The organism is Clostridium hominis, from assembly GCF_014287825.1.
Taxonomy (GTDB): domain Bacteria; phylum Bacillota; class Clostridia; order Clostridiales; family Clostridiaceae; genus Clostridium; species Clostridium hominis.
The window spans coordinates 93,139-118,329 of the sequence record NZ_JACOOO010000004.1; the positions used below are offsets into that span (position 1 = coordinate 93,139).

21 protein-coding genes are annotated in these 25,191 nt (G+C 29.2%); 2 read left to right on the top strand and 19 right to left on the bottom strand.

Annotated elements, in window-relative coordinates:
- Positions 1-177: 177 nt before the first annotated feature.
- From H8S20_RS02290 to H8S20_RS02380, 19 genes are all read right to left on the bottom strand, one after another.
- Positions 178-1,950, bottom strand: a complete 1,773-nt coding sequence (locus H8S20_RS02290; protein WP_042282079.1) for a S8 family peptidase — start codon at positions 1,948-1,950, stop codon at positions 178-180.
- 1 nt (position 1,951) lies between these two features.
- A complete protein-coding gene (locus H8S20_RS02295) occupies positions 1,952-3,763 on the bottom strand; it encodes a S8 family peptidase (protein ID WP_186859214.1) in 1,812 nt (603 codons plus the stop codon).
- A 288-nt stretch (positions 3,764-4,051) separates the two neighbouring features.
- On the bottom strand, positions 4,052-5,284 hold the full coding sequence (locus H8S20_RS02300; RefSeq protein WP_032119705.1) for a cation:proton antiporter: 1,233 nt from the start codon (positions 5,282-5,284) through the stop codon (positions 4,052-4,054).
- A gap of 15 nt (positions 5,285-5,299) precedes the next feature.
- Positions 5,300-5,908: a TetR/AcrR family transcriptional regulator gene (locus H8S20_RS02305; protein ID WP_051986954.1), complete on the bottom strand. Its 609-nt coding sequence runs from the start codon at positions 5,906-5,908 to the stop codon at positions 5,300-5,302.
- 221 nt (positions 5,909-6,129) lie between these two features.
- On the bottom strand, positions 6,130-6,786 hold the full coding sequence (locus H8S20_RS02310; RefSeq protein ID WP_051986955.1) for a hypothetical protein: 657 nt from the start codon (positions 6,784-6,786) through the stop codon (positions 6,130-6,132).
- A 3-nt stretch (positions 6,787-6,789) separates the two neighbouring features.
- The gene (locus tag H8S20_RS02315) at positions 6,790-7,359 is read right to left on the bottom strand and encodes a flavodoxin family protein (protein WP_051986956.1); all 570 of its coding nucleotides are present in this window, start codon (positions 7,357-7,359) and stop codon (positions 6,790-6,792) included.
- Between the two features lie 150 nt (positions 7,360-7,509).
- On the bottom strand, positions 7,510-8,262 hold the full coding sequence (locus H8S20_RS02320; RefSeq protein ID WP_032119706.1) for an AAA family ATPase: 753 nt from the start codon (positions 8,260-8,262) through the stop codon (positions 7,510-7,512).
- Positions 8,263-8,422: 160 nt separating this feature from the next.
- On the bottom strand, positions 8,423-10,204 hold the full coding sequence (locus tag H8S20_RS02325) for a HAMP domain-containing sensor histidine kinase (protein ID WP_051986957.1): 1,782 nt from the start codon (positions 10,202-10,204) through the stop codon (positions 8,423-8,425).
- Positions 10,194-10,886 (bottom strand): response regulator transcription factor, encoded by a 693-nt coding sequence (locus H8S20_RS02330; protein WP_032119707.1) that lies wholly within the window; start codon positions 10,884-10,886, stop codon positions 10,194-10,196. Before H8S20_RS02330 ends, H8S20_RS02325 begins: the two co-directional genes overlap by 11 nt.
- Positions 10,887-11,161: 275 nt before the next feature.
- The gene (locus tag H8S20_RS02335; RefSeq protein WP_032119708.1) at positions 11,162-13,033 is read right to left on the bottom strand and encodes an ABC transporter ATP-binding protein/permease; all 1,872 of its coding nucleotides are present in this window, start codon (positions 13,031-13,033) and stop codon (positions 11,162-11,164) included.
- Complete coding sequence (locus H8S20_RS02340) at positions 13,033-15,003, bottom strand: ABC transporter ATP-binding protein/permease (RefSeq protein WP_081921799.1); 1,971 nt, start codon at positions 15,001-15,003, stop codon at positions 13,033-13,035. Before H8S20_RS02340 ends, H8S20_RS02335 begins: the two co-directional genes overlap by 1 nt.
- Positions 15,004-15,092: 89 nt before the next feature.
- Complete coding sequence (locus H8S20_RS02345; protein WP_051986959.1) at positions 15,093-16,595, bottom strand: S1C family serine protease; 1,503 nt, start codon at positions 16,593-16,595, stop codon at positions 15,093-15,095.
- A 173-nt stretch (positions 16,596-16,768) separates the two neighbouring features.
- Positions 16,769-18,196 carry a 6-phospho-beta-glucosidase gene (locus tag H8S20_RS02350; protein WP_032119709.1) on the bottom strand — a complete coding sequence of 476 codons (1,428 nt, stop codon included), beginning with the start codon at positions 18,194-18,196 and terminating at the stop codon, positions 16,769-16,771.
- Positions 18,197-18,538: 342 nt separating this feature from the next.
- Entirely contained in the window at positions 18,539-19,264 is a 726-nt protein-coding gene (locus H8S20_RS02355; RefSeq protein ID WP_032119710.1) for a hypothetical protein, read from the bottom strand.
- Positions 19,265-19,268: 4 nt separating this feature from the next.
- Positions 19,269-19,985, bottom strand: a complete 717-nt coding sequence (locus H8S20_RS02360; RefSeq protein ID WP_051986960.1) for a hypothetical protein — start codon at positions 19,983-19,985, stop codon at positions 19,269-19,271.
- Positions 19,978-20,859 (bottom strand): ABC transporter ATP-binding protein, encoded by an 882-nt coding sequence (locus H8S20_RS02365; protein WP_032119711.1) that lies wholly within the window; start codon positions 20,857-20,859, stop codon positions 19,978-19,980. Before H8S20_RS02365 ends, H8S20_RS02360 begins: the two co-directional genes overlap by 8 nt.
- 3 nt (positions 20,860-20,862) lie before the next feature.
- Entirely contained in the window at positions 20,863-21,225 is a 363-nt protein-coding gene (locus tag H8S20_RS02370) for a GntR family transcriptional regulator (RefSeq protein WP_032119712.1), read from the bottom strand.
- Between the two features lie 372 nt (positions 21,226-21,597).
- Complete coding sequence (locus tag H8S20_RS02375) at positions 21,598-22,944, bottom strand: MATE family efflux transporter (RefSeq protein WP_186859412.1); 1,347 nt, start codon at positions 22,942-22,944, stop codon at positions 21,598-21,600.
- Between the two features lie 134 nt (positions 22,945-23,078).
- Entirely contained in the window at positions 23,079-23,945 is an 867-nt protein-coding gene (locus tag H8S20_RS02380) for a LysR family transcriptional regulator (protein ID WP_032119713.1), read from the bottom strand.
- A gap of 106 nt (positions 23,946-24,051) precedes the next feature.
- On the opposite strand from H8S20_RS02380, the gene H8S20_RS02385 reads away from it, so the two are divergent.
- Complete coding sequence (locus H8S20_RS02385) at positions 24,052-24,630, top strand: chromate transporter (protein WP_186859215.1); 579 nt, start codon at positions 24,052-24,054, stop codon at positions 24,628-24,630.
- Positions 24,627-25,190, top strand: coding sequence for a chromate transporter (locus H8S20_RS02390; RefSeq protein WP_186859216.1), 564 nt, complete (start codon positions 24,627-24,629; stop codon positions 25,188-25,190). The genes H8S20_RS02385 and H8S20_RS02390 overlap by 4 nt, the downstream gene beginning before the upstream one ends.
- Position 25,191 lies beyond the last annotated feature (1 nt).

Below are 25,191 nucleotides of genomic sequence, written 5' to 3' on the forward strand. Positions count from 1 at the left end.
AAGCTTTTATATTTATACTAAAATTTTATCTTTTATAGTAGTATATTATACCATTTTATTCCTTATAGTGGTTTAAAATGTTATATTTTTTATATTTTATAATAATTTACCACTTCCTTGTACTATAATTACATAAAAGAACGAATAAAATACCATAAGTAAGAACTCATGGTATTTTCAAGTCATATTATCAAATATTTCATAGAAGTTTATTATTCCATATCCCAGATGTGGATTTGGATATGAATCCCCTTTCCTCCTAACAGTTCCTCTATTCAGAAAAGTTTTTATACTTTCAGTATACATATACGGATAATTCCCATCTACTATCCCCCATTGAAATAGAAGTACACAGGCCCCAGCACCAATTGCTGCAGATAAACTTGTACCGTTAATTGTTGTTACTGTATTATTTAATCCAACAGTTAATGTATTTACTCCACCAGCTGCAAAATCTATCTTATCCTCAATATCATTTTTAAAAGCAGTTCCAGAGTAAGCTAACAAATTATTGTTATTTTGATTATACGCAGCTACAGTTATAACAAAAGTCGAATCTCCCGGAATTGTTACCGTTCCATAAGGATTACTCGGGCTAAATCTTGTTCCTGGCCAAATGAGATTTTTTTGCATCATCCACATATTGTATGTTGCAAACTCTCCTAATTTTAATTTCAATGCAATTCTCCATATTCCCGGAGTTATGCTATCAAAATGAATCCTTATTAATTCATCTCCTGAGTATCTTTCCGGAATATAATAATATATAACTGCTTTAGTTTTCTCAAAAGTAAAGGCATAACCAGACTCAACATTTAAGGCTACCTGTATAAAGTCTGTTGATTGACCTGATGGAGAAATCAAACTTACCTCTGCTATATTAGGCAAATCAACCCAAACCTCCATAAAAAAATCTTTTTGCTCTTTTGCTATTATAACATCTATAACTTCTTCCTCATCTTTATTTTGAATTATTCCAGAAACATGCCCATTTTCTATAGCTTCATTTCCTGTTCCGCTAACTAGTGCTATCCCAATATTACTAGTGATACTCTGTATATAATCATCTAACATATGCTCACCTTTATGATTTCCCGAATTAGTTCCTAAGGGTAATAAAACTACTAATGGTTTTTTTTGGGCCTTTAAATATTCCTCTAATATACCAATAGCTGAAAATATAACTGGTGATCCATAAATAATCCTATCATCCCCATATCCATTTCTTGCTTTGAAACTTATCGCTTGTGCCAATTTTATAATTGCAAATTCACATTCTGGTGCTATACCTTTTATTTCATGATTTTTTCCTCTTGCACCTACAATTCCTGCCATACTTGTCCCATGGCCAACTACATCTTTGCTAGGAACAATATCATATGGGTTTTCTCCATTTCTCTTAGCAGCTATAGCTTTATTTATATCATCTGATATATATAGTTCTCCAAAAGGAACTCGACTACCTTTAGTAACATTTGTATCTATTGTCTGGTCCCATATAAAGTTTATTCTTGTATTTCCTTCATCATCCATAAACTCTTCATTTAGGTAGTCTATCCCAGTATCTATTATTCCAACAACAACACCTTTCCCTGTTAAGCCCAAATCCTTCTGTTCATCTAATAAATATGCTCCAGATGCTTCAATTGCAGAGATTTCTTGTAAAGTATATAATTCAGCTGGTTGTATATACACAACATAGAAATTGCTCTTATTTTCTCTATTATTTATTAATTTTGCTAATTCATTTACATCGGCATAATTTACTAATTCAGAAGAATTTACTGACAAAATAGCATAACTTTCATCTATTATAGTTAAATATACTCCACGTATATTTACTGGTTCTTTATAAGTACCTTCATATTGAACCATAAAATGAATATAATCTATATCCACAAAAATATTTTTTGTATATGTTGTTTTATATTTAAAATCACTAAACTCCATTCTATTTCCTCCTTTCTTTTATTAATGTATTTTTAGGTACTCTTATATACATATTGTTTACATAATACTCTTCATATTTATCTCTTATGCTTCTATAGTTTCCTGATAAGACATTAAATACTTCTGCAAAATCAAGTTCTCCATATCCACTTTCTTCATTAGGATAACTTACATTTTTTTCTCTTTTAGCCGCATATATAAGCAAACTCCTCATTTTCGTTGAATTAATTGTGATATCATTTTCATCTACCACTGCCCATTGTAATAATAAAGCACAAACCCCTGCTACTATAGCTGTCGCTACTGAACTACCACTATCTGTAACAGTACTATTCCCATCTGGAGATATAGTTAAAACATTAGTTCCTACAGTTGATATATCAGGATTAATTAAATAATTTGTATTAAACCCCTTCCCTGATTCTGCTAAAATAGTTTTTGTTAATTCACCAAAATATGATACTGTTATTACCTTTCTTGCCGTGGCTGGTATAGTTAAAGTATTTAATGGATTGGGCTCCAAAAACTTTGTTCCTTCCGGTAATAAATTTTTGTCTTGTAGCCAAATATCATAACGGCCATTTATTATATAATCTCCTTGTAGCTTAAGTTTCCATATTCCTGCCTTAATACTTTTAAACTTCAAGTTATATACTTGATGTCCAGTAAAATTCTCAGGATCATATCCCTTTACTTCTATTTCTGTATTTGATAAATAAAACTTTCTTTTCTCATTAAGTATTACTTTAGATGGAAAAAATCCTACCTCTTCCCCAGATGGTGATGCTATACTTAATGACATTCTATTAGGCTTTTGAACCCATATGTAAAACTCAAAGAGTTCAATGGTTCTAGGTATTCTAAGTTCTACAGTATCTATATCCCCTACATTCTTTATATACTTTGTAACATGGCCTTCACTATCCCCTAAATTCCCTGTTCCTACAACAAATATTACCCCACTTTTATTTGCTATGGCTGTAATAAATCTTGCTGTAATATTATATCCATCATGACTTCCTTGTGTACTTCCTACACCTAAATATATCACAATAGGCCGCTCTAACTCTTGAGCCTTTCTCTCTAAATATGCTATAGCAGCTAAAACTTCTGAGTTATTATATACTGGTACAATAGGGAGGTTATTTTTTCTTAAAATCATTTTATAATTAGGTGATTCAAAAAGTTTTACTACTAAAAAATCACAATTATTAGCTATTCCAACCATTTTTCCATTATATCCCCGAGCTCCAATTATACCAGCCATTTTAGTTCCATGTCCTACATCATCTTTGCTCGGCACAATTGCATATGGATCTTGTCCATTTTTTTGAGCTTTAATAGCAGTATTTATTTCTTCGTTTGAATAAGTCCTTCCTATATATAAGCCGGGTTCTCCATCTCTTTCAATACTTTGATCCCATAAACTTATTATCCTTGATGTATCATCCTCTCTTATAAATTCCCTATTTAAATAATTAACTCCAGTATCTATTAGCCCAACTAAAACACCCTTACCATTTAGTCCTAAATAGGGATTACTTTTTATCTGATATATATTATCTACATCACTTGGTGATATATCTTGTAGTGTATATACGCTTCTTGCTTCAATAAATATTATCGCTGGTACATCTTTTCGTAACCTATCTAGATTATCTTCATTTATAGCTACTACTGCTAATGTATCTGTAATGATATCTCCACAAGCATAATCTACCTTTTCCATCTGCGACTTAAAATCTCCCCTATATTCCACTACATATCCAGGAGCATTTTCGTCTAAATAATACTTACATGCGCTAACTCTCATTATTTTCTCCCAACCATTACTTACATTATAAGTTTATGATTTAATATAAGATAATAATCTAATAATATATAATTCGCATTAATATTCTTCTAGACAATCCAATTAATAAACACACTGTAATAATATTAGGAACTAGTGAAATCGCCTTTACATTTGAAAGTTAATTTTTTATATTTAATAGTTATTTCTCATAAAAAAAAGTGGATTCTATCGAATCCACTTTAACTTAAAGATATATTCAAAAATATATACTTTAAAATAGTTTATTATATAAGCTTGTCTGATTTATTAACTTACTACTTCAGTCCCCTGATTTCTATTATCTACTTCAAGCTCACCAGCCATCTTAAATGCTTGTTTTGCTAATAACACAGCTATAATTTCATTTATTACGGCAGCTGCTGCAATTGTACCTTGTATCATAGTTGCATATTCAGGTGCAATTGGTGTTAAAGTTGTTACTGCTATTCCTGTGAATAGAAGTGATACACCTGAATGAGGAAGTAATGAAAGTCCTAAATACTTACATACATTTTTATCAGCCTTTGATACTTTACCTCCAAGGTATGCTCCTAATAATTTACCTATAGCACGAGCTATTATATATACAGCTGTAAGAACTCCAGCTCCTAATATTAGATGATAATCAAGTGGTGCTCCTAACGCTACTATCATAAGCATTAATGCCACACCAATAATAGGATTCATAGCTCCCATTATTTCTTTTAATCTCTCTTCTGAAACCATATTAGCTATAACAGCTGAGAATGCTATACCTACTAATAATAAGTTAATCTCTAATATATTTTGACTTATATATCTACCAATCATAGCTGTAACAATTATAAGTAACATATTCTTTATAATTGTTTCTTTCTTATCACAGCTCTTCTTTAAAACTTTACCACTTACAAATCCAGTTATTGCTCCTACTGCTATTGGTAAAATTACCATCATTAATATAGGAATTATTTGAATTTTTCCTCCAGTATACATACTTGAAACTCCACCAATAACTAGGAAGAATACTACTACTGCTAATACGTCATCTAATGCTGCAAGCGGTATTAAAGTCTTTGCAACTGGCCCATTAGCCTTATATTCTCTAACTATTGATAAAGATGGTGCTGGAGCTGTAGCTAATGCGATTGCTCCAAACACTAATGCTATTGACATTGGAATATCTTCAACAAAGAAGAATGCAATTGCAACTATTATAAATGTAACTATTCCTTCAAAGATAGTAATAGTTACTATTTGCTTACCAGACTTTTTAATCTCTCTTAAAATTAACTCAGTACCTATTAACATACCTGCAGTTACCTCTGCAATGTTACTTAATACATGGAACCAAGTTGAATCCATTAACCCTTGAGTCATCCAATTTAATGCATGAGGTCCTATAATCATACCTGTTAATAACCACCCAAGGATAGATGGTAAATGAATCTTGGAAACTAATTTTCCAACGACTGTTGCTATAACAACAAATAAACATAATAAAATAATACCTTTAATCATTTTATACTCCTCCTTTTATTTATCTATACCTTCAAATACCATTTCTATCATAAGTTTATGATCTTTTCTAAACTCTTCGATAGCGGTATCCTTCTGCTTATTTTCAATATCTTTCATATGCTTTTCTTCTAGCTTCTCACCTATCATAAGTACTAATTCAAAAGCCTTTTCTCTATTAAACTTTGGATTTATATCTATACTTTTTATAATTTCAAATATTAGACTATTGTTATACCTTTGAAATTCTTCCCCTAATTTTTTAGCCTCTTCAGTATTATCATTTAATAATGAATTAATAATTAGCTTAGAATAAAGAGGATTTTCTCTAAAAAATTTAAATTTTGTATCAAAATATTCACTTATATAATTAATACCATTTTTACTATTATCATTAATTTGTATAGTTACATTTTCCTTAAATTCATCTATAGCAAATTTAAGCGCATTTAAATAAATCTCTTCTTTAGACTTGAAATAATAATAAATTAAGCCTTTTGATACCTTAGCTTTTTTACAAATACTATTTGTAGATGCAGCTTTATATCCATTTTCAGCAAATTCTTCTATAGCAGCTTTTATTATTTTTTCTTTTACTTCTGCATTTTGAATATCTTTATCACTCATCTCCAAACTCCTTTAACATTATTTCCTTTATTATTTTAAATAATATCACCAACTGACCACTTGGTCAATACCTTTCTTATATCATAGTACACCTTATTATTTCAATATGTACCACCTTTCATTAATTTTTTTATAAAATAAAAGATGTATCAAATCGATACATCTTTTAAGACTAACTTCATAATAATTAATAATTTTTCAAAATGTAATAAACTAATTAATTATTTCTTATATGGCTTATTATTAAAGCCTTTTAAATAGACTTTATTTTTAAAGCCCGAACTTATCCATCCAAAATTTCCAGCTTGGATATATAATGTTTTATTCATATTTGCTTCGGCAAATAAATCTTTATTCATTGACTCTCCATTACTTATTGCTTGAATAAGATTATCTACCTTCTCTTTTACTGATGCTTTAATCTTTGCTTCCCATGGAATATTAGCACTACCATAAATAAAAGGGCCAGTTCCAACACCTATTCCTCCACAATACTTTAGCTTATCAATATGCTGCGTAAAGTTTTTAACTACCTTAAGTGCTTGCCTATTCTGTATACCTTCATAAAATCCGCAGTTAACTATACAATATAACCTTGAATCACATTTTATCTTATTATCTTTAGTATATTTTTCAAAGCCCTCTAAGAACTTAATCACCGTAGCCGGAAGACAATCTACATAAAGTGGTAAAGCAATAACTATATTATCGCAATTAGATATAATATGAAACTTGTCTTCATCTTTTATTCTTTTATCTAATATGGCAACTTCATAAACATTATTTTCTTTCTCAAACTCACTTTTAAATATTTCTAATAAATAGTTACTGCAAGACTTTTCCCCTTTAGGACTTCCATTAATCAATACCATATTCATAACTTAACTCTCCTTACACAAATTATCTAATCTACTAGTTATTTTAATCTGTAGGTTATTATTGTCCTCAAGGATTAAAAATTCATTTTGTGTGCAATGGAAATTAATCATATTTCTATTAAATAATTCTTTAAATGTTTTAACTTCGCCACTATATAATTTAGTACTATATCCAATTACAAACATTTTAAAATCTTTTTTATATCTCTTTTTATGATGCATCTCACCATTTACTAATTGAAAGAATGGTGAAATATTAGGTATTATTCTATCAAGAGCAACTTTAAATGTTGGTGAGTACATTCCATACAATATTCTTGAAACTAAAACTATGTAATCACATTCTATAAATAATCTATTCTTAAGTTCATTATCATCATTTATGATACATTTACCAGGAGTTTTTACCCAACAATTAAAACATCCTAAACAGGGATTTATCTTCATATCGTCTAAATACAAAAAATACTTTTCTGCCTTACCTTCTAGATGACTGTCTATTTTCTTTATTATTTCATCCCTCAACTCCTTATCCCTATCTTCAGTATCAGCTATTATTAAAATACTTTTCATACAAAGCCTCTAAAACTTACAACCATGTTATTTAACATAATTATAAGTACTTAGGTTTTATCCCCCCTTTTAACTAAACTAATTTTAATACTTAAAAATATAAATTTTCTGCCTTATATAATTATATTTACTACATATACTGTTTAATTCCTATTCCTTTAATAATATTTTTAAATATTTCTCAGGATTATTTAAAAAACTTCTTGTTATGTTAAAAGGATAAGTCTCTGTATAATGTTTTTCTTCTATTTTATCGCTTATTTCATACAATACTGACTCTGGATAACTCATTAAAATTGGTGAGTGAGTTGCTATAATAAATTGCGCCCCTTCTTTTACTAATCCATCTATCCTCGAAATCATAGCTAGCTGTCTTGATGGTGATAATGCTGATTCTGGCTCATCTAAAATATATAATCCTCTTCCGGAAAATCTATTCATTATAGTAGAAAAGAAGGCCTCTCCATGAGATTGTTCATGAAGAGAAACTCCTCCATAAGAATCTATTACTCTATTCCCCATACCCTCACTATCAAGCTTATCTATATTAGATGCTACATTATAAAAGCTTTCTGCCCTTAGAAAATACCCTGTTTCAGGCATCTTTATTCCTTTAGTTAGCTTAATATACTTATGAAGACTTGAGTGAGTATCATTAGTTGAGAAATTAAAATTTTTAGTACCACCTTCAGGATTAAACCCATAATTTACAGCTATAGCTTCAAGTAAAGTAGATTTACCTGAACCGTTTTCCCCTATTATAAAAGTAACAGAAGGATGCAACTCTAATACATCAAGCTCCTTTATTGCAGGAAGACAAAATGGATATTCATCATAACTACTAACTTTATTTTTATTCATTTTTACATCTCTTATATATTGATTAACTTTTAATATATCCACCTTACTCCACCCCTTATTATTTCAAGATTATTTAAAATATAACCGTATATATCTAATACTATCTCAAACAATTAATAATTAATAATAAAAAACTTGTAATTATTTATATAATAAAATAGTGATGTATCATATCCCCCTTAATGATACATCACATAATAGATTAGTATGCCATACACTTTTGTATAGTAAAGTAGAACCTTACACTATTTGATGTACTTTCTACTCCAAATTTACTATTATGAATTTCTAATATTCTTTTTACAATAGATAATCCAAGCCCTGTTCCTCCGAACTTTTTATTTCTTGATTTCTCTTTTCTATAAAATGGATCCCATATCTTTTCTATCTCTTCTGTAGTTAATGATATTCCAAAGTTCTCTATAGAAAATACATATCTATCCTCATCTTGGTTTAATTCTATATTAATATCTATTTTTTCACCATCTGGAGTATATTTAATAGCATTAGTTAAAAGGTTTGTTACTACTTGATTTATTCTTTTTTCATCTCCAAAAACTATAGATTCATCATAATCATTGAATACTATATTTAAATTTTTCTCTTTTATAATTGATTTAAGCTTATCTTTCTCTTTTAAGAATACACTTGTTAAATCAAAAGCTTCTTTCTTTAAAACAAATGTTGTAGACTCTAATTTTGATATTTCTAGCATTTCTTTTACTAGTTCATTCATCTTATTTGTTTCTTCTAATATGTCTTCATACATATCTTCAGTATACATTCCACTTTTCACACCATTTATACTTCCTTGAATTATAGTAATAGGTGTTTTTAACTCATGAGAAATATTCGCTATAAGCTCCTTACGTTTCTCTTCTTGAATCTTTTTTATATCCATCTCTTCTTTAAGCTTTTTATTAGCTTCTTGTAATTCACTTAAGCTTTTTTCTAAGTTATTTGAGATTAAATTTAACGAATTTCCTAATACTCCAATTTCATCTTCACTTTTAACATCATATTTATATTGGAAATCACACTCTGATATTTTCTTAGCTACATTACTCATCTCAGCTAAAGGCTTAGTCATAAACTTTGAATAGATTAAAGATATAACAATTACTAATAAAAAGGCTACTATAAATACAATCAAATAATAGCTATTCATTGTACCAATAACATCATTTACCTCTGATAATGGAGTTATAGCAATTATATATCCGCTACCAAATCTTTCACTAGAAACTAAAATTTCATCTACACTATTTATATTACCAGTTTTCGCTACATACTTATCATTTAATACTATATTTCCTTTATCCTGTGTACTTAAATATAAATCCGAATTACCAAGAAGCGTATAAGTATTATCCTCTTGCACTATACTATCAGCTTTTCCTTCAACATATATATTCTCTCCACTTGGTATAACTAAAGCTGGAGAAGTTATAGCACTACTCTCACTCTGCCAAATTTCACTTGGGATAATATTATAATAGGATTGAAGTTCTACTCCATTGATAAAAATTCTTTGCGGAAAAAGGTATCCATATTGATCAACACTTCCAAATGCCTGTACTATATCACCTTTTTTGATGTCTACCTTAGGAAACTGCTCTCCTAAAATTATCTTATAACTTATATTAGCCCTACTATCATTCATAACAATATGTCTACTACCCATGTATGCTTCAAGACCGATTCCACCACTAAAATCTGAATTTCTAAAAGATAAAGCTACATTCTCTTTCTTTTTTATATCTTGTATAAAGTCCATTACTTTCTCTTTACTATATTCATCTTCTAAAAAATATTTAAACTCTTCCAAGTTTTTTTCTAACTTGTTCTTTTTTTGATTTATGTAATATTCTTCAAAGTATAATACTTGAAAAACTAACTGTGATACTATAATACAAATTAAAATAAGCAAATTCATTAAAAATAATTTTGAAGCAACACTTTTCTTTATAAATCTATTCAACATCGAACTTGTACCCTGATCCAAAAATAGTTTTTATACAATAGGATTTATGTTTAAGATTTTTTCTAAGCTTCTTTATCTGAGCATCTACTACCCTTGTATTTCCATAATAATCATATCCCCACTTTGTCTCTAAAAGCTTTTCTCTAGATATAACTATATTCTTATTTTCCATTAAGTACTCTAACACCTCAAACTGCTTAGGCTCAATTTCAATTTGCTCATCATCTATATATACTTCCATCTTTAATTTATCTAGCTTTACACCATTGTATTCTAGTATATCTTCTTGTATATTTTCTTTACCATTCAATGTCATTGCTTCAATCCTACTTAAAAGAACTTTAGCCTTTGCTAATAAAATCTCTGAATTAAATGGTTTTGTTACATAATCATCAACATTTAATTCATAGCCCATCAACACATCCTCTTCATCAGCTCTAGCAGTAACCATAATCACAGGAACATCTGATTTTTTTCTTATTCTTCTAAGAACTGTAAATCCATCTAGCTTAGGTAACATAACATCTAATATTATTAAATCTATAGAATCATTAAACTTTTCTACTGCCTCTAACCCATCGTTAGCACTAATTACATTAAATTCATTAAATTTAAAATAATCACAAAGCATCTTATTTATTTTTTCTTCATCTTCTACTATCAAAACAGTTTTATTCTTCATATCTCACCTCTACATTGCTATATAATATATATTACCCTAAAAACTATTTGACTTGTAATAATAATTAACAAAATATACAAAATTGAAGTTATAAAAGTCACAGCTATCCGAAAATATCTAACAAAGCTTTATAAAAAAGTTGTAGACATCAGTACTAGACAACACTTAAGGAAAAACTCTTTTAATTGAGTTTTGAAATTTACTCCTAAACTAAAGTCTATAACCAATGTCCACAACTATAATCTACAACTACCGTCTATAACTTATTTCAATAACTAACTCTTTAACGCTGCTACTATCTCTGTTTTAACTAATTTATTGTTTATAAATCCTGATAGACCTATTGTTAATCCTAAATTTATAACTACTAGAATTGCAATACTAACAAAATTAACCTCTATACCATATCCAAACTGCATTTTATAAATTAAATCAAAAACGAATATTGATGCAAAGGCAATAATAGTTGAAAGTCCTGCAAAGTAAACACTTTCTCTAAATATAATCTTATTTATATTTGATTTAGTATATCCTAGCGCTCCAAGAGTTCCAATTTCAGTATACCTTTCAATAGTTACCCTGTATAGAATTATTGCACTGATAACTAATCCAACTATTAAAATTAAATAAGATAATACTGTGTATAGCTTTAATAAGCTAGTAAATGACTTTTGGAAGGCTTCAACTTCATTAGCTTTTGTAAATACTCCAATATCATTGCTCTTTAACTCTTTTTCAACATCAGGAATTTTCTCAAAATCCTTTACTGTAAATGAAATTGCTGTTGGATTCTCTTTATCTATTTGTGCATTTTCATAAATCTTTCCCTCTAGGTCATCACTTAAAATAAAATCTTGATATATAGAATTAGTTAATCCAGAAACAATTACCTTAACCTCTTCACTTTCACCATCTTTATTGATGTACTCAAATATAACTTCTTTACCAATTAGTCCTTTTATATCATCTGTAATTCTATTTGCAACATTAGATGATATAGCTATTTCATTCTTATTAGTCATTGGTATATTTCCATAAGCCATAGTTTCTTTTGCTATTGCTGTTGGAACCTTAACTGGTATATCAATACTCTTATCGCCATTTTTTATTTTTAGATTTTCTAAATCATATTGGTAATATACATTTTCTAAATTTTCATTAGCTTTTATATCATCATAAAGCTCACTTATATCCTCTGTTACCTTTTCACCATTAATTAAAGTAGGCACAGTACCTATATTATAGAAAAAGTTCTTTGTCTTAAAATCATTAATAATATTATTTGTAATCTTTTTAGTTGAAAGTGATGCCACAAAGGCTGAAGACCCAAAGGCTATTATTACAGCAGCTAAAATAAATTTAAACATGTGTATTTTAAAGTTTTTTAAACTAATACTCTTTGCTGTTTTATTATCTAGTTTAGGCTCTTTTTTAATTTTACCATCGCCTACTTCATAAGCTATAGCCACTTCTTCATGATCTTTTTCCTTTTTAAATATAACTTTGATTTTATTATCATCTAATTCTATTACTTCGTCCGCATACTCTAATACATCTTCATCATGGGAAATCATAATTACTTGCTTAGTCTTAGATATATCTTTCAATATTTCCATTATAGCTTTTGTTGATTCACTATCTAATGCTCCTGTTGGTTCGTCTGCTAAGATAAGATTAGGTTCATTAATAAGTGCTCTTGCAATAGATACTCTTTGTTTCTGTCCACCACTTAAAGTTTCTATTTTTTGATTTTTCTGTTCCTCTAAACCTAAAGAGTTTAGCAAATCTAATGCTCTTTTTAATTTTTCACCTTCAGTTATATCACTTTCTAAATGAATTCCCATTAATACATTTTCTAATGCAGTATATCCCTTAAAAAGATTATAGTTTTGGAATATAAATCCAATATTGTTGAATCTATATTTACATAAATCTTCTATGCTTAACCCATTAAGCTTACTATCATTTACCTCAATTTCACCTTTATAGCTTCTATCAAATCCAGCTATTAAATTAAATATTGTAGTTTTTCCACTACCACTTGGTCCAAAGAAACAAGTTAAGCCTTTTTCTCTAAAAGTATAATTTACGTCATCACATATTTTTACTTCTCCAAAGCTTTTAAATAAATTCTTTAAAATAACCATTATCTATCACCTGTCATTATATTATTTTCAATCTTTATACCTGATGTTATAAGAGCTGATATTATTCCCATAACAATACCTTGTACTAAAATAATTGCTACTCCAGTTATCATAGATTTCCCCCCAGATACTGACATACTAAATATTTTGTTAGATAAGCTATTAATTACTGGTGATGCTGCTACAAATATTACTATAGATGCTATTGCAATTAATAAATTCTCAACAACATTTAAATTAAATATACTTCCCTTTGAATATCCATTTATCTTTAAAATTGCAAATTCTCTTTTTCTTAATATTGCATTAATCAATACTACTGCTATTGTAACTACTACTGCTATTGCTGAAATTATTACAGTTATTGCCCCTGATTGTTCCTTTGTTGTATCATTTATTCTTAAAATATCACTTACGCTTTCAAACTGACCCATTGGAGTTATTCCAACTTTGTTTAATTCATCTACTATCGGCATAATATCTTTAATATCTTTAACTCTCATCATAAATGAAACATTTTCTTGGCTTGCATTTTTTTGCACTCTTAATTCTTTAGCTGAATCTAAACCATATATAAAGGAATCTTCAAACTCAAATTCCATCTTTCCATAGTTAGGATCTGAATAAGATGCCTTTGTGTCTATTACACCTACTATAGTTAAGTTATCTAATTTTACTTTAACCTCTTGAGGTTGGCCACTTGACCAATCATATGCCATCCCTTCAATATTTATAGTTTTTCCTATAACATCACTTGGTTTCAATCCCGCTTTTTCTACAAATAATTTTGGCACTGCCACTTCTCTACCATCTGATTTAGGAACTCTTCCCTCTATAATTTCATTAATAATCGGTGCATTATTAGAATTTTCAACCTTATAATCTTTTACAAGCCCATCTATATTAACTGTCATATTATTAACTACATCCATTGGGGCAAAAAACTCTACTCTTGGATCATCCTGATATTTCTTTAAAACCTCAGATACATCTTGTTCTATATCTAAATTAGGTTTATTAGTATCATTTCCATCTGTTCCACCAGCACCCATTACACTACTAAATATATTTATATCTCTTAAACTATTACCTTTAGCTTCAACTAACTCATTTAGTATATTTTCTTGCTCATTAACTACAGTTCCACTTATATTTAATAGTAAAAAGTATGATGACAACATTAAAATTAACGCACTCATACCAAACTTCATAAATAATCCTTTAAAGTTCTTTCCTCCTAATGAAAAAGCACTGCCAAATGATAACTTTGGATTGACTAATTTATTTTTAGTTGCTACAACCTTCCCACTAGCTCCACTAGCTGTTTGAACTATCTTTCCACCATTTAGCGTGAAACAGTTACTCTCATTATCTATTAAAGATTTATCATGTGTTACAACTATTACTAATCTTTCTTTAGCTATTCTCTTTAAAGCATTCATTATTAAAGCTGAAGATTTTTTATCTAATGCACCAGTAGGCTCATCAGCAATTATTATTTCTGGATCCTTTACTAAAGCTCTTGCTATGGCAACTCTTTGTTTTTGGCCTCCTGATAATTGAGCTACATTCTTCTTTGCTAATCCATCTATAGCCAGCCTTTTTAAAATAGCAGTTACTTTTTTATTTTTCTCTTCATTACTTAAGTCTGATAACTCTAATACTACCTTAACGTTATCTTCAACAGAAAGATGGTTTATAAGTTGGAAGTCTTGCCATATGAATCCTACTGTATTGTAATAATAATCATTTAGCTCTTTTTCACTAAATTCTTTTAAAGAATTTCCTCTATAAAATACTTGCCCTTCATATCCTTTATCCATTCCACTTATAATTTTTAATAATGTAGACTTACCACTTCCTGATGGACCAACAATAAAATTTAATCCACTTTTAAACTCAACATTTAAATCTTTAAGTACCTTTACATTATTAAACTGTCTAGAAACATTTTTTAAAACCAACATCATTTTATTCTCCTTGCACTATTTTAGTAGCTTTATTATTCCATATAGTTGTGATTTACAAATTGTGATTTTATGACCTTTTTATGACTTTTTTAAATTATTGCACTTAAAGTTATGACCTCTCCATTTCTTTGAACATTTAATTCAATACTATCTCCACTTTGTAGTAAACTTAACTGAGCCTTTAATTCATTAGCTGAAGTAATTTGAACTCCTTTTATTCCAACTATTATGTCATTTACTTGTATTCCAGTTCTTTCTGCAACACTGCCTCCTTCAACTCCAACTACAACTATCTGATTTTCTTTTTCTACTATTTGAATTCCTAACTTAATTCCACTAGAATTCTGTTCTCCTCTATATTGCTCTTCATTTGAATAACCACCATATGGATATTGTCCTGAGTTTCCTCCATATGGGTAATCCCCTGAGTAATCTCCTGCTTGACCACCAAATGGATAACCTCCTTGTTGATCCCCGTATGGATAATCTCCTCCTTGATATCCACCACCTGGTTGCTCTCCATACTGATAGTTATCTGGATATTGCACTAGTGAATTCTGTCCCTCCTCATTTATATAATTTTCAGGATTTTCTAAAATTGCTCTAACATACTTAATTGATACTGCAAAACCTATTCCTTCAACATTCTCTCCACTTTGCTTTGCTGTATTTACACCAATAATCTCACCTTTTAAATTAATTAATGGACCTCCACTATTTCCCGGATTTATAGCTGCATCAATCTGTATAAATTCCTTCTCAACACCATCCATTGTAATTCTTCTAGTAGGAGCACTTATTATCCCTCTAGTAACTGTACCAGAAAATTCTTTTCCTAACGGATTTCCTATAGCAACTATCTCTTGCCCTGCATTTAACTCATCATCCTGAGATAATTCAGCTATCCCTGGCACTTCAACTTCTTCTACGATATCCAAAATTGCTAAATCATCTTTTTTACTTGTTGCTATTACTTTTCCAGTTACTTCTGTTCCGTCCTTAAATGTAATAACTATACTAGTAGCCCCTTCTATAACATGATAATTTGTAACTACAGTTCCATTTTCATCTACAATAAATCCTGTTCCTACGCCACTCTTTGGTTGTGTAAACATATTTCCTTGTGAAGTTACAGTTATAGTAACTACTGATGGTGATACTAATTTAACTACCTCTTCTATAGATAAATTCTCTTTCTTTTCAACTTTATCTTCTTTATTATTTAACTCTTCATCTCTTAATAGCTTATCCTTATCTTGGTTGTTATCCTTATTATTTAATTCATACTTCATATCTTGAGTACTAGCTAATACTCTATTATTTAAGTGGTTATTAGCAATAAGCCCACATGAAAAAGCGAATAAAGATGCACAAGTAACTGCAGTAAACAATATCTTATTCTTTTTCCTGTTTTTCTTATTTAAATCACTTACAACCTCTTCTATTACTTTCTTATAATATTCATCATAATCTCTTCTATAGTCGATATTGTCATCATGTAAATCATCCTCATCTATAAGTATCTCATCACCATTTAAGTTGTTATCTATATTTTTATCTTCAAAGCCATTATGATCAAACTTCTTTTCCATATCAAACATCTCCTTATCTCTTTTCTATGATTTAATTGTAAAAAGAATATGTGTACATGAAATGTTTAACTTATGACTTTTAAATGACTAATAAATAAAAAAATTGAATATAACTTTATAAAGAATAAAAAAAAGCAGTACGTACTAAATACATACTGCTTCTAATAATTATATTATTCTAAATCTTCACCATTTGATGCTATAACTTTCTTATACCAATCAAATGATTTCTTTTTACTACGTTTTAATGTTCCGTTACCTTCATTATCTCTATCTACATATATAAATCCATAACGCTTCTTCATTTCACCTGTTCCAGCACTTACTAAGTCAATTGGTCCCCATGTTGTATATCCAAGTAAATCTACACCATCTTCTACAACTGCATCTCTCATTGCTTTTATGTGTGCTCTTAAATAATCAATTCTATAATCATCTTTAACATATCCGTTTTCATCTGGAGTATCTATTGCTCCTAATCCATTTTCAACTATGAATAATGGCTTTTGATAACGATCATATAATGTATTCATTGTTATTCTTAATCCTAGTGGATCTATTTGCCATCCCCATTCACTTGCATCTAAATATGGGTTCTTTAATGAAGCAAATATATTTCCTTCAGTTAATTTATTAACTTCTGGATCAGCACTTGCACATCTGCTTGAGTAATATGAGAATGAAATAAAGTCTACTGTATGATTCTTAAGAAGCTCTAAATCTCCTTCTTCCATTACAGGCATTATACCCTTTCTTTCCATTTCCTTAATTGCATATTTTGGGTATTGCCCTCTTGATTGAACATCTATAAAGAAATAGTTTTCTCTATCTGCATTCATTCCCTTCCAAACATCATTTGGATGACAAGAATATGGATAAGTTTGTCCTGCTGCAAGCATACAACCTACCATGTTGTTTGGATCTACTTCATGAGCTATCTTAGTTGCAATAGCACTTGCTACTAATTCATGGTGAGCTGCTTGATATTTAATCTTCTCTTCATCTTCACCTTCTTCAAAGTAAAGACCTGCACCCATAAATGGAGCATGTAAGATCATGTTAATTTCATTAAATGTTAGCCAGTATTTTACTAACCCTTTATATCTTCTAAAGATTACATTACATAAATTTTCGTAGAAACCTACTAACTTTCTGTTTCTCCATGCACCGTATTCTGTAACTAAGTGCATAGGACAATCAAAGTGAGTAATAGTAACTAATGGTTCTATTCCATACTTATGACACTCTTTAAATAACTCTTCATAGAATTTTAATCCTTCTTCGTTTGGCTCAGTTTCATCTCCATTAGGGAAAATACGTGACCAAGCTATTGAACAACGATAAGTCTTGAATCCCATTTCTGCAAATAATTTTATATCTTCTCTAAAATGGTGATACATATCTATTGCTTCTTTTGCTGGATAAAAATGTTCATCATCAAAATCAAACATCTTCATTTTACCTGCTATTACAGCAAATCTATCTTTTCCAACTGGAGAAACGTCTACATTAGCAAGACCTCTTCCACCTTCATTATATCCACCTTCACATTGGTTTGCAGCTGTTGCTCCACCCCATAAAAAATCTTTTCTAAAACCCATCTTTATTCCTCCTAAAAAGTTCAACGTTTCATAATCTAAATAACTTTACTTACTTTTATTATATTTCTACTGATGAAGAAATATTTTCAATTTTTGAAAATTACATAACTAAACCAACACTCAATTGTTCATTTCATGAAACATATAGTTCATATCATAAAAACCAACTTTTCAAATATCTATTTCTGCTAATAACTAAATTTATCTATTTAAATATACTATCGTAAATAATAGAAAAACGGTATGAGTTTATCACTCTTTCATACCGCCTATACCCCAATCTTATTTACCTCTTATCATGCAATACTTTTAACTTCATATAAAATAACCCTCAAACAATTATCATTTAGCGCATTGAGCTTTCTTAATAAGCTTAAAGCATCCTAATATCAACATACTAATAGTTACTAAATATAGTATTGCTACTGAAAAACCAGACCAAGTTAACATCTTAATTTTACCTAAAATATCAAATTTGTTACCTATACTAAGCCATATCCATATTGAAGCTACCCACATAAACGAAAATCCAAGCTGAGCCTTTTCACTGCATCTACATGAAATTACGCCTGGTATTAATCCAATAGCATAAGCTAAGCAGTAAAGTGCAAAAGAAAATAATATTGATCCTACAATTGCACCAAGACTTCCATCTTGAATCCAGTTAAACCTCTCTTGTACACTTGAAAGATTCCTTCCACTTGTAAAAATCATATCATAAACTGTAGGTGCTTTAATAAATACATTCACTGCCCTATTTATTGCAAAATCTACTACTGCCATAATTATTGATATAGGTACTATAGATACTACTATTCCTTTAACAAATGTATTTCTTGATATATTATTGCTTTGTGTAAAGTAAAATTTTTTCTTAAAAGTATTACTTGCACATTCAATTAAAAACATAAATGTCATTATATCCATTACTGCCGGCAGAAGAATATCTCCATATTGCCCTATATTAGCAAAAAACATTAGGACAACTGATATAACTAAATAAAACATTATCATTCTTCTTATCATATCTTTAATATTAAGCTTAGCTACCTTTAAAACTTTATCCATAACATCATTTCCCCTTAACTTCTGCATTTTTAACTAATAAAAATATTATCCCTACTAAAAATATGAAAATTCCTATATCACTTAATAACCCTATATAAAAATTACCGAACTGTGTCTCAAATATAGGTGTATCAAATACAAAGGAAAGTAAATTTAATATCATTATACCTATAACAGAAACTAATATTTTCATAATTGTATTACATCTAAAGTAAAGCATACTTATTGCTAATCCCAATACATAAGCTAAGCAATATAAAATAAAGCAAATTAATACACTGTTAAATATAACCAATATACTATTATCTTGAACCCACGCTGTTGAATTATTTAAAAGATCTATAGATGCATAACTTCCACAAATCATATCATAAATAGTAGGCATTTCCGTAAAAATATTTACTACTCTATTTATTACAATATCAATAATAGACATAACTATAGCTATTGGAAATATTGATCCTATAACACCTTTAACAAATGATTTTCTTGATATATTATTTCCTTGTGCAAAGTAAAAATTTTCTTTAAAGGAGTTTAGTCCGCATACAAAAAGGAATATTGCCGTTGCTAATTCTAATTCTTTTGTCATAAGATGAATATTACTATTTACCAAAGCTAGGTTTAAAATTAATGATGCTACTACAATGCAATAAAATATTATAATTGGCTTTATCATATCATTTGTATTGATCTTTGCTATTTTTAAACTCTTATTCACCTTGCTCCTCCCCCTTATTTGTCAAGTATATAAATAACTTCTGAAGCTCTACCTTTGAAAATTCTAATCCTAATCTCTCTGCGTTAATCCTATCTATGCTATTTATTTCACCTAAAACTGTTACAGATTTAAAATTACTTAAAGTTTCAATATTTACTATCTCTTTAGCCTCTATATATTTATCGACATTTTGACTTAATCCTGATACTGTGTAAACCTTATTTAATAATTCTTCTGCTTCATCTGTACTAACTATTTTTTTATCATTTAATATAACTACATTTTCTAAAAGACCAGACACCTCTTCAATAATATGAGTTGATAAGATTACAGTCTTTGGATTTTCAATATAATCCTTCATTAATTCCTTATAAAATAACTCTCTATGATTTGCATCTAATCCAAGTACTGGTTCATCATAAATTATAATATCAGCCTGTGATGACATTGCAGTTATAATCTTAGCTATTGAACTATAGCCAGTTGAAAGACTCTTTATCTTCTTACTTATATCAAGTTTAAATTTCTTAGAAAGCTCTAAAGCATATTCCATATTAAACTTTGAATAAAATTCTGCTGTCCATTTAAATATATCCTTTACCTTATAACCTTCTGGAAATAAATTCTTCTCTGTCATAAAGTATATCTTCTCTAAAGCATTATCATTCTCACGAATATTTTCCCCATCAACTTCAACTGTTCCATCATCTTGAAAAATTCTATTTGTCATTATATTTAAAAGGGTAGTTTTACCTGCTCCATTTCTTCCTAATAACCCGTAAATCTTATTTTCATCAAAAGTAATGTCTATATTATCTAAAACTAAGTTATCTCCATATTTTTTCTTTAAATTTTTAACCTCTATCTTTGCCATCTCTTATACCCCTCTCTCAATCATATTTATAATATCCTCTTTAGAAATATTAAGCTTTTTTGCTTCTTCAATTAAAGCTATTATATAATCCTTAAAAAACCTCTCTTTTCTCTTATTCATAAGTAAGGCTTTGCTACCTTCTGATACAAACATACCTATACCTCTCTTTTTATAAATAATCCCTTCATCAACAAGGATATTAAATCCCTTCCCAACAGTAGCTGGATTAATCTTATATCTCACTGCTATCTCTGTAGTTGATGGAATCATCTCATTTTCTTTAAAAATATCTTTTAATATATTATCTTCAATAGCCTGCGCAATCTGAATATATATAGGTACATCATTTGTAAATACTAAATTCATACTACACCTCCTAAATCTTTATATTTCATATCCTTAGTTCATCTATTTCCCACTCTCTTTACCTATTAGTTGCCAACTTTCACTTGTCACTTACTTCAGTATATTCAATTTTAGTTAATTGGTTCATTACTTATATAACTAACTATAGTACTAACGAAGTCCATTGTAAATATTTAACTGGTAATTCCTTCAATAAATCGTTCTTCATTTTTAGACATTATTTGCGGATTCACAAAATTCACCTAATCTATTTCCTAATATGCCCTTAACCTATTTTTTTAGATAAACTAAGTTAAAGCAAAAGAAAAAGCCATATCAGAATAAATCTGATATAGCTTTAATTAAATATATTTTACATTGCTTATAATTTTCTCAAGCCTCTACTCCATATTTTGCTACCTTGCTCCATTGTTTTCCTAACTTTTTTCTATATGCGATAACTCCTAACAAATCTGCTAGTGCCCATCCTATAGGAATAGACCACCATATCCCTCTTGCTCCTAGTGCTGTTTCTGATAATACATATGCTAAAATAACTCTAGTTCCTAATGATACTATTGTAAGTATTATTGACATATTTAGCATTCCAATTCCTCTATATAGCCCATAAAACATAAATAAGAATCCTATCAATACATAAAATATAGAAACTACTGATATATATTCTACTCCTAAGGCTATAACTTCTACCTCGCTCTTATCTACAAATAACAACATAATATATCTTGAGAAAATCAATATTAAAGTCGATGTCACAAGACAGAAAATAATTATAGTTTTTATTGTAGATTTAACACCTTCTTTTATTCTATCAAGCTTCTCTGCACCTTTATTTTGAGCTACATAAGTTGCAAAAGCATTACCAAAATCCTGTACTGGCATATATGCAATTGAATCTATTTTTACTCCTGCTGCAAAGGCTGCCATTACAGTAACTCCAAACTTATTTACCAAGCCTTGGACCATCAATATTCCAAAGTTCATTATAGATTGTTGAACTGCTGTTAAAACAGAATACTTTATTACTAGTTTTAAAGTTGTTGAGCTTATCCTTATATCTTTAGCCTTAAACTTTATAAAAGACACATTTTTAACTACATATATAAAAGCTAAAAGTGCTGATACCCCTTGAGCTATTATCGTTGCATAAGCAGCTCCTCTTACCCCTAATCCAAAATTAATTACAAAAACTAAATCTAGTACTACATTTATAATTGAAGATATTATAAGAAAATATAAAGGTCTTTTTGAATCTCCAATAGCTCTAAGCAATGCTGTTGCTAGATTGTATATAAATATAAAAGCTAGTCCAAATAAAATTATTATCAAATAATCTTTAGATGAACTAAATAACTCCTTTGGCATATTAAACATATTTAATATTACATCTATCCCTAATATAGATATAACCATTAACATAACTGTTATTCCACCTATGAAAACAACTGAAACTACTATGCTCTCCTTAAACCTTTCTAATTCTTTAGCTCCATAAAACTGTGCAAATAGTATCCCTACACCCATAGCTAGCCCTATTATTATAGAAGTTATAAATGTAATAATTGCAAAAGATGATCCCACCGCAGCTAATGCATCTGCTCCTACAAATCTACCTACTATAATAGTATCAACTAAGTTATATATTTGTTGGAATATATTTCCCAAAATCATAGGTAACGCAAATCGCATAATTAGCTTACTTGGATTACCCTTTGTCATATCAAGCACTTGTATACACTCCCTTAACTGTAAATATTAACCTATTTTTTTATTATATCTTCTTCTATAATAAAATGATACCCCCACTCAATATTAAAATAATACTCTTCCAATTTTACCTTACATTAAATATACTATTTACATATATCCATAAAATCTTTTGCACTATTAGTTAAAAACTTATTTTTGTGATAAATAATACTAAAACTTCTCTTAAGAGACACATCTTTTATTTTAATAACTTTTACTTCTCCTCTTTCAATACTATCTTTAACCAAAAGATAAGGTAATATAGATAATCCTAATCCTGATATTACAGCTCTAACAATAGCTTGAGTGCTTGTACTTTCCCATAAAATATTTATCTCTATACCATTAGTAGCAAATAATCCATCACAAATTTCTCTTCCTGCGCTTCCTTTTTCTCTTAATAATAAGTCTTCATTTTTAATATCCTCTAACTCTATTTCATCCCTTACTGCTAAAGGATGTGATAATCCACATATAAGAACTAATTCATCTTCCTTAAAATGTATACTTTTTAAATATGGACTATGTATAATACCTTCTATTAATGCTAAATCAATATTATTTTTCATAAGATTTTCTTCTATAGTATCTGAATTAGCTATTATAGCTTGTACCTCCATATTGGGATGTAATCTCTTAAACTTTTCAACATACTTAGGTAATAAATAATTTCCTATCGTTATGCTTGCACCTATTCTTATTATCCCTTGTGTATCAAAATTTCTAATTTCAGTCTCCATCTCTTCAAATATCTTTACAATATGGCTAGCATACTCTAAAAAATGCTTTCCAGCTTCAGTTATATATAACCTTTTGGAAAGTCTATCAAACAACTTTACTCCGTAATAATCTTCAAGCTCTGATATAGCTAAACTTATAGATGGTTGTGCTATAAAAAGCTTCTCTCCTGCAGCTGTAGCACTCCCTGTCTCACATACAGCAACAAATATTTTAATATGCCTTAAAGTCATAGTTACCTCCATATATAAGAAATTTATTATGAACTATATATAATTATACTATTTCCCATATAATTCCTCAAACCATATACTTATTAATGAGAGGGGGAGTTAGAAAATGAAAAATAAAAAACAAGTATATCTTAAGCTTTTCACATCAACATTTTATCTAAGTACTTTTACTTTTGGAGGAGGATTTGTAATAATACCTCTTATGAAGAAAAAGTTCGTTGATGATCTAAAATGGATAGAGGAAGAAGAAATGCTTAATCTTACAGCTATAGCTCAATCTTCACCTGGAGCTGTTGCCGTTAATGCTTCTATATTGCTAGGTTATCAAGTAGCCGGGATTACAGGGGCTTTAGTTTCAATTTTAGGAACGGTTCTGCCACCATTAATAATCTTATCTATAATTTCAACATTCTACACAGCTTTTCGTGACAACATAGTTGTAAATGCTGTTTTAAAAGCTATGCAAGCAGGGGTAGCTGCTGTTATTTGTGATGTTGTACTCACAATGGGAGGCAGTATTTCTAAAACTAAAGATACTATATCTATCTTTGTCATGATTTTAGCTTTTATAGCAACTTATGTATTAAAAATAAATGTTATGTATATTATATTAGTTTGTGGTGTTATAGGTGCATTAAGAGTTGTCTTGATCGATAGTAAAAAGAAAGTTGGTGATCGAAGATGACTTTACTACAGCTTTTCATAAGCTTCTTTCAGGTTGGGCTATTTAGTATTGGTGGGGGACTAGCATCAATGCCATTAATACAAAATCAAGTTGTTGACCTTCATCATTGGCTTACATTAACTGAATTCACAGACCTTATAACAATTGCAGAGATGACACCTGGTCCAATAGCAATAAATTCAGCTACCTTCGTTGGCATAAGAATAGCAGGTTTACAAGGTGCTATTATCGCTACCATAGGATGTATTTTACCATCTTGTATAATTGTTTCCACTCTAGCTTGGATATATATGAAATATAAAGATTTGAATGTAATACAAGGCACTTTATCAGGACTTCGTCCAGCCGTTGTAGCTCTTATTGCTTCTGCTGGATTATCAATATTAACTCTTACAATCTTTGGCGAACATGGAATTACATTTAATTTAGAATCTATTAATTTTATATCAGTGTTCTTATTTTCTATATCATTGTTTATTTTGAGAAAATGGAAACCAAATCCCATTGTAGTAATGATGGGTTCAGGAGTTATTGGAGGAATTATATATTTATTAGTATAGG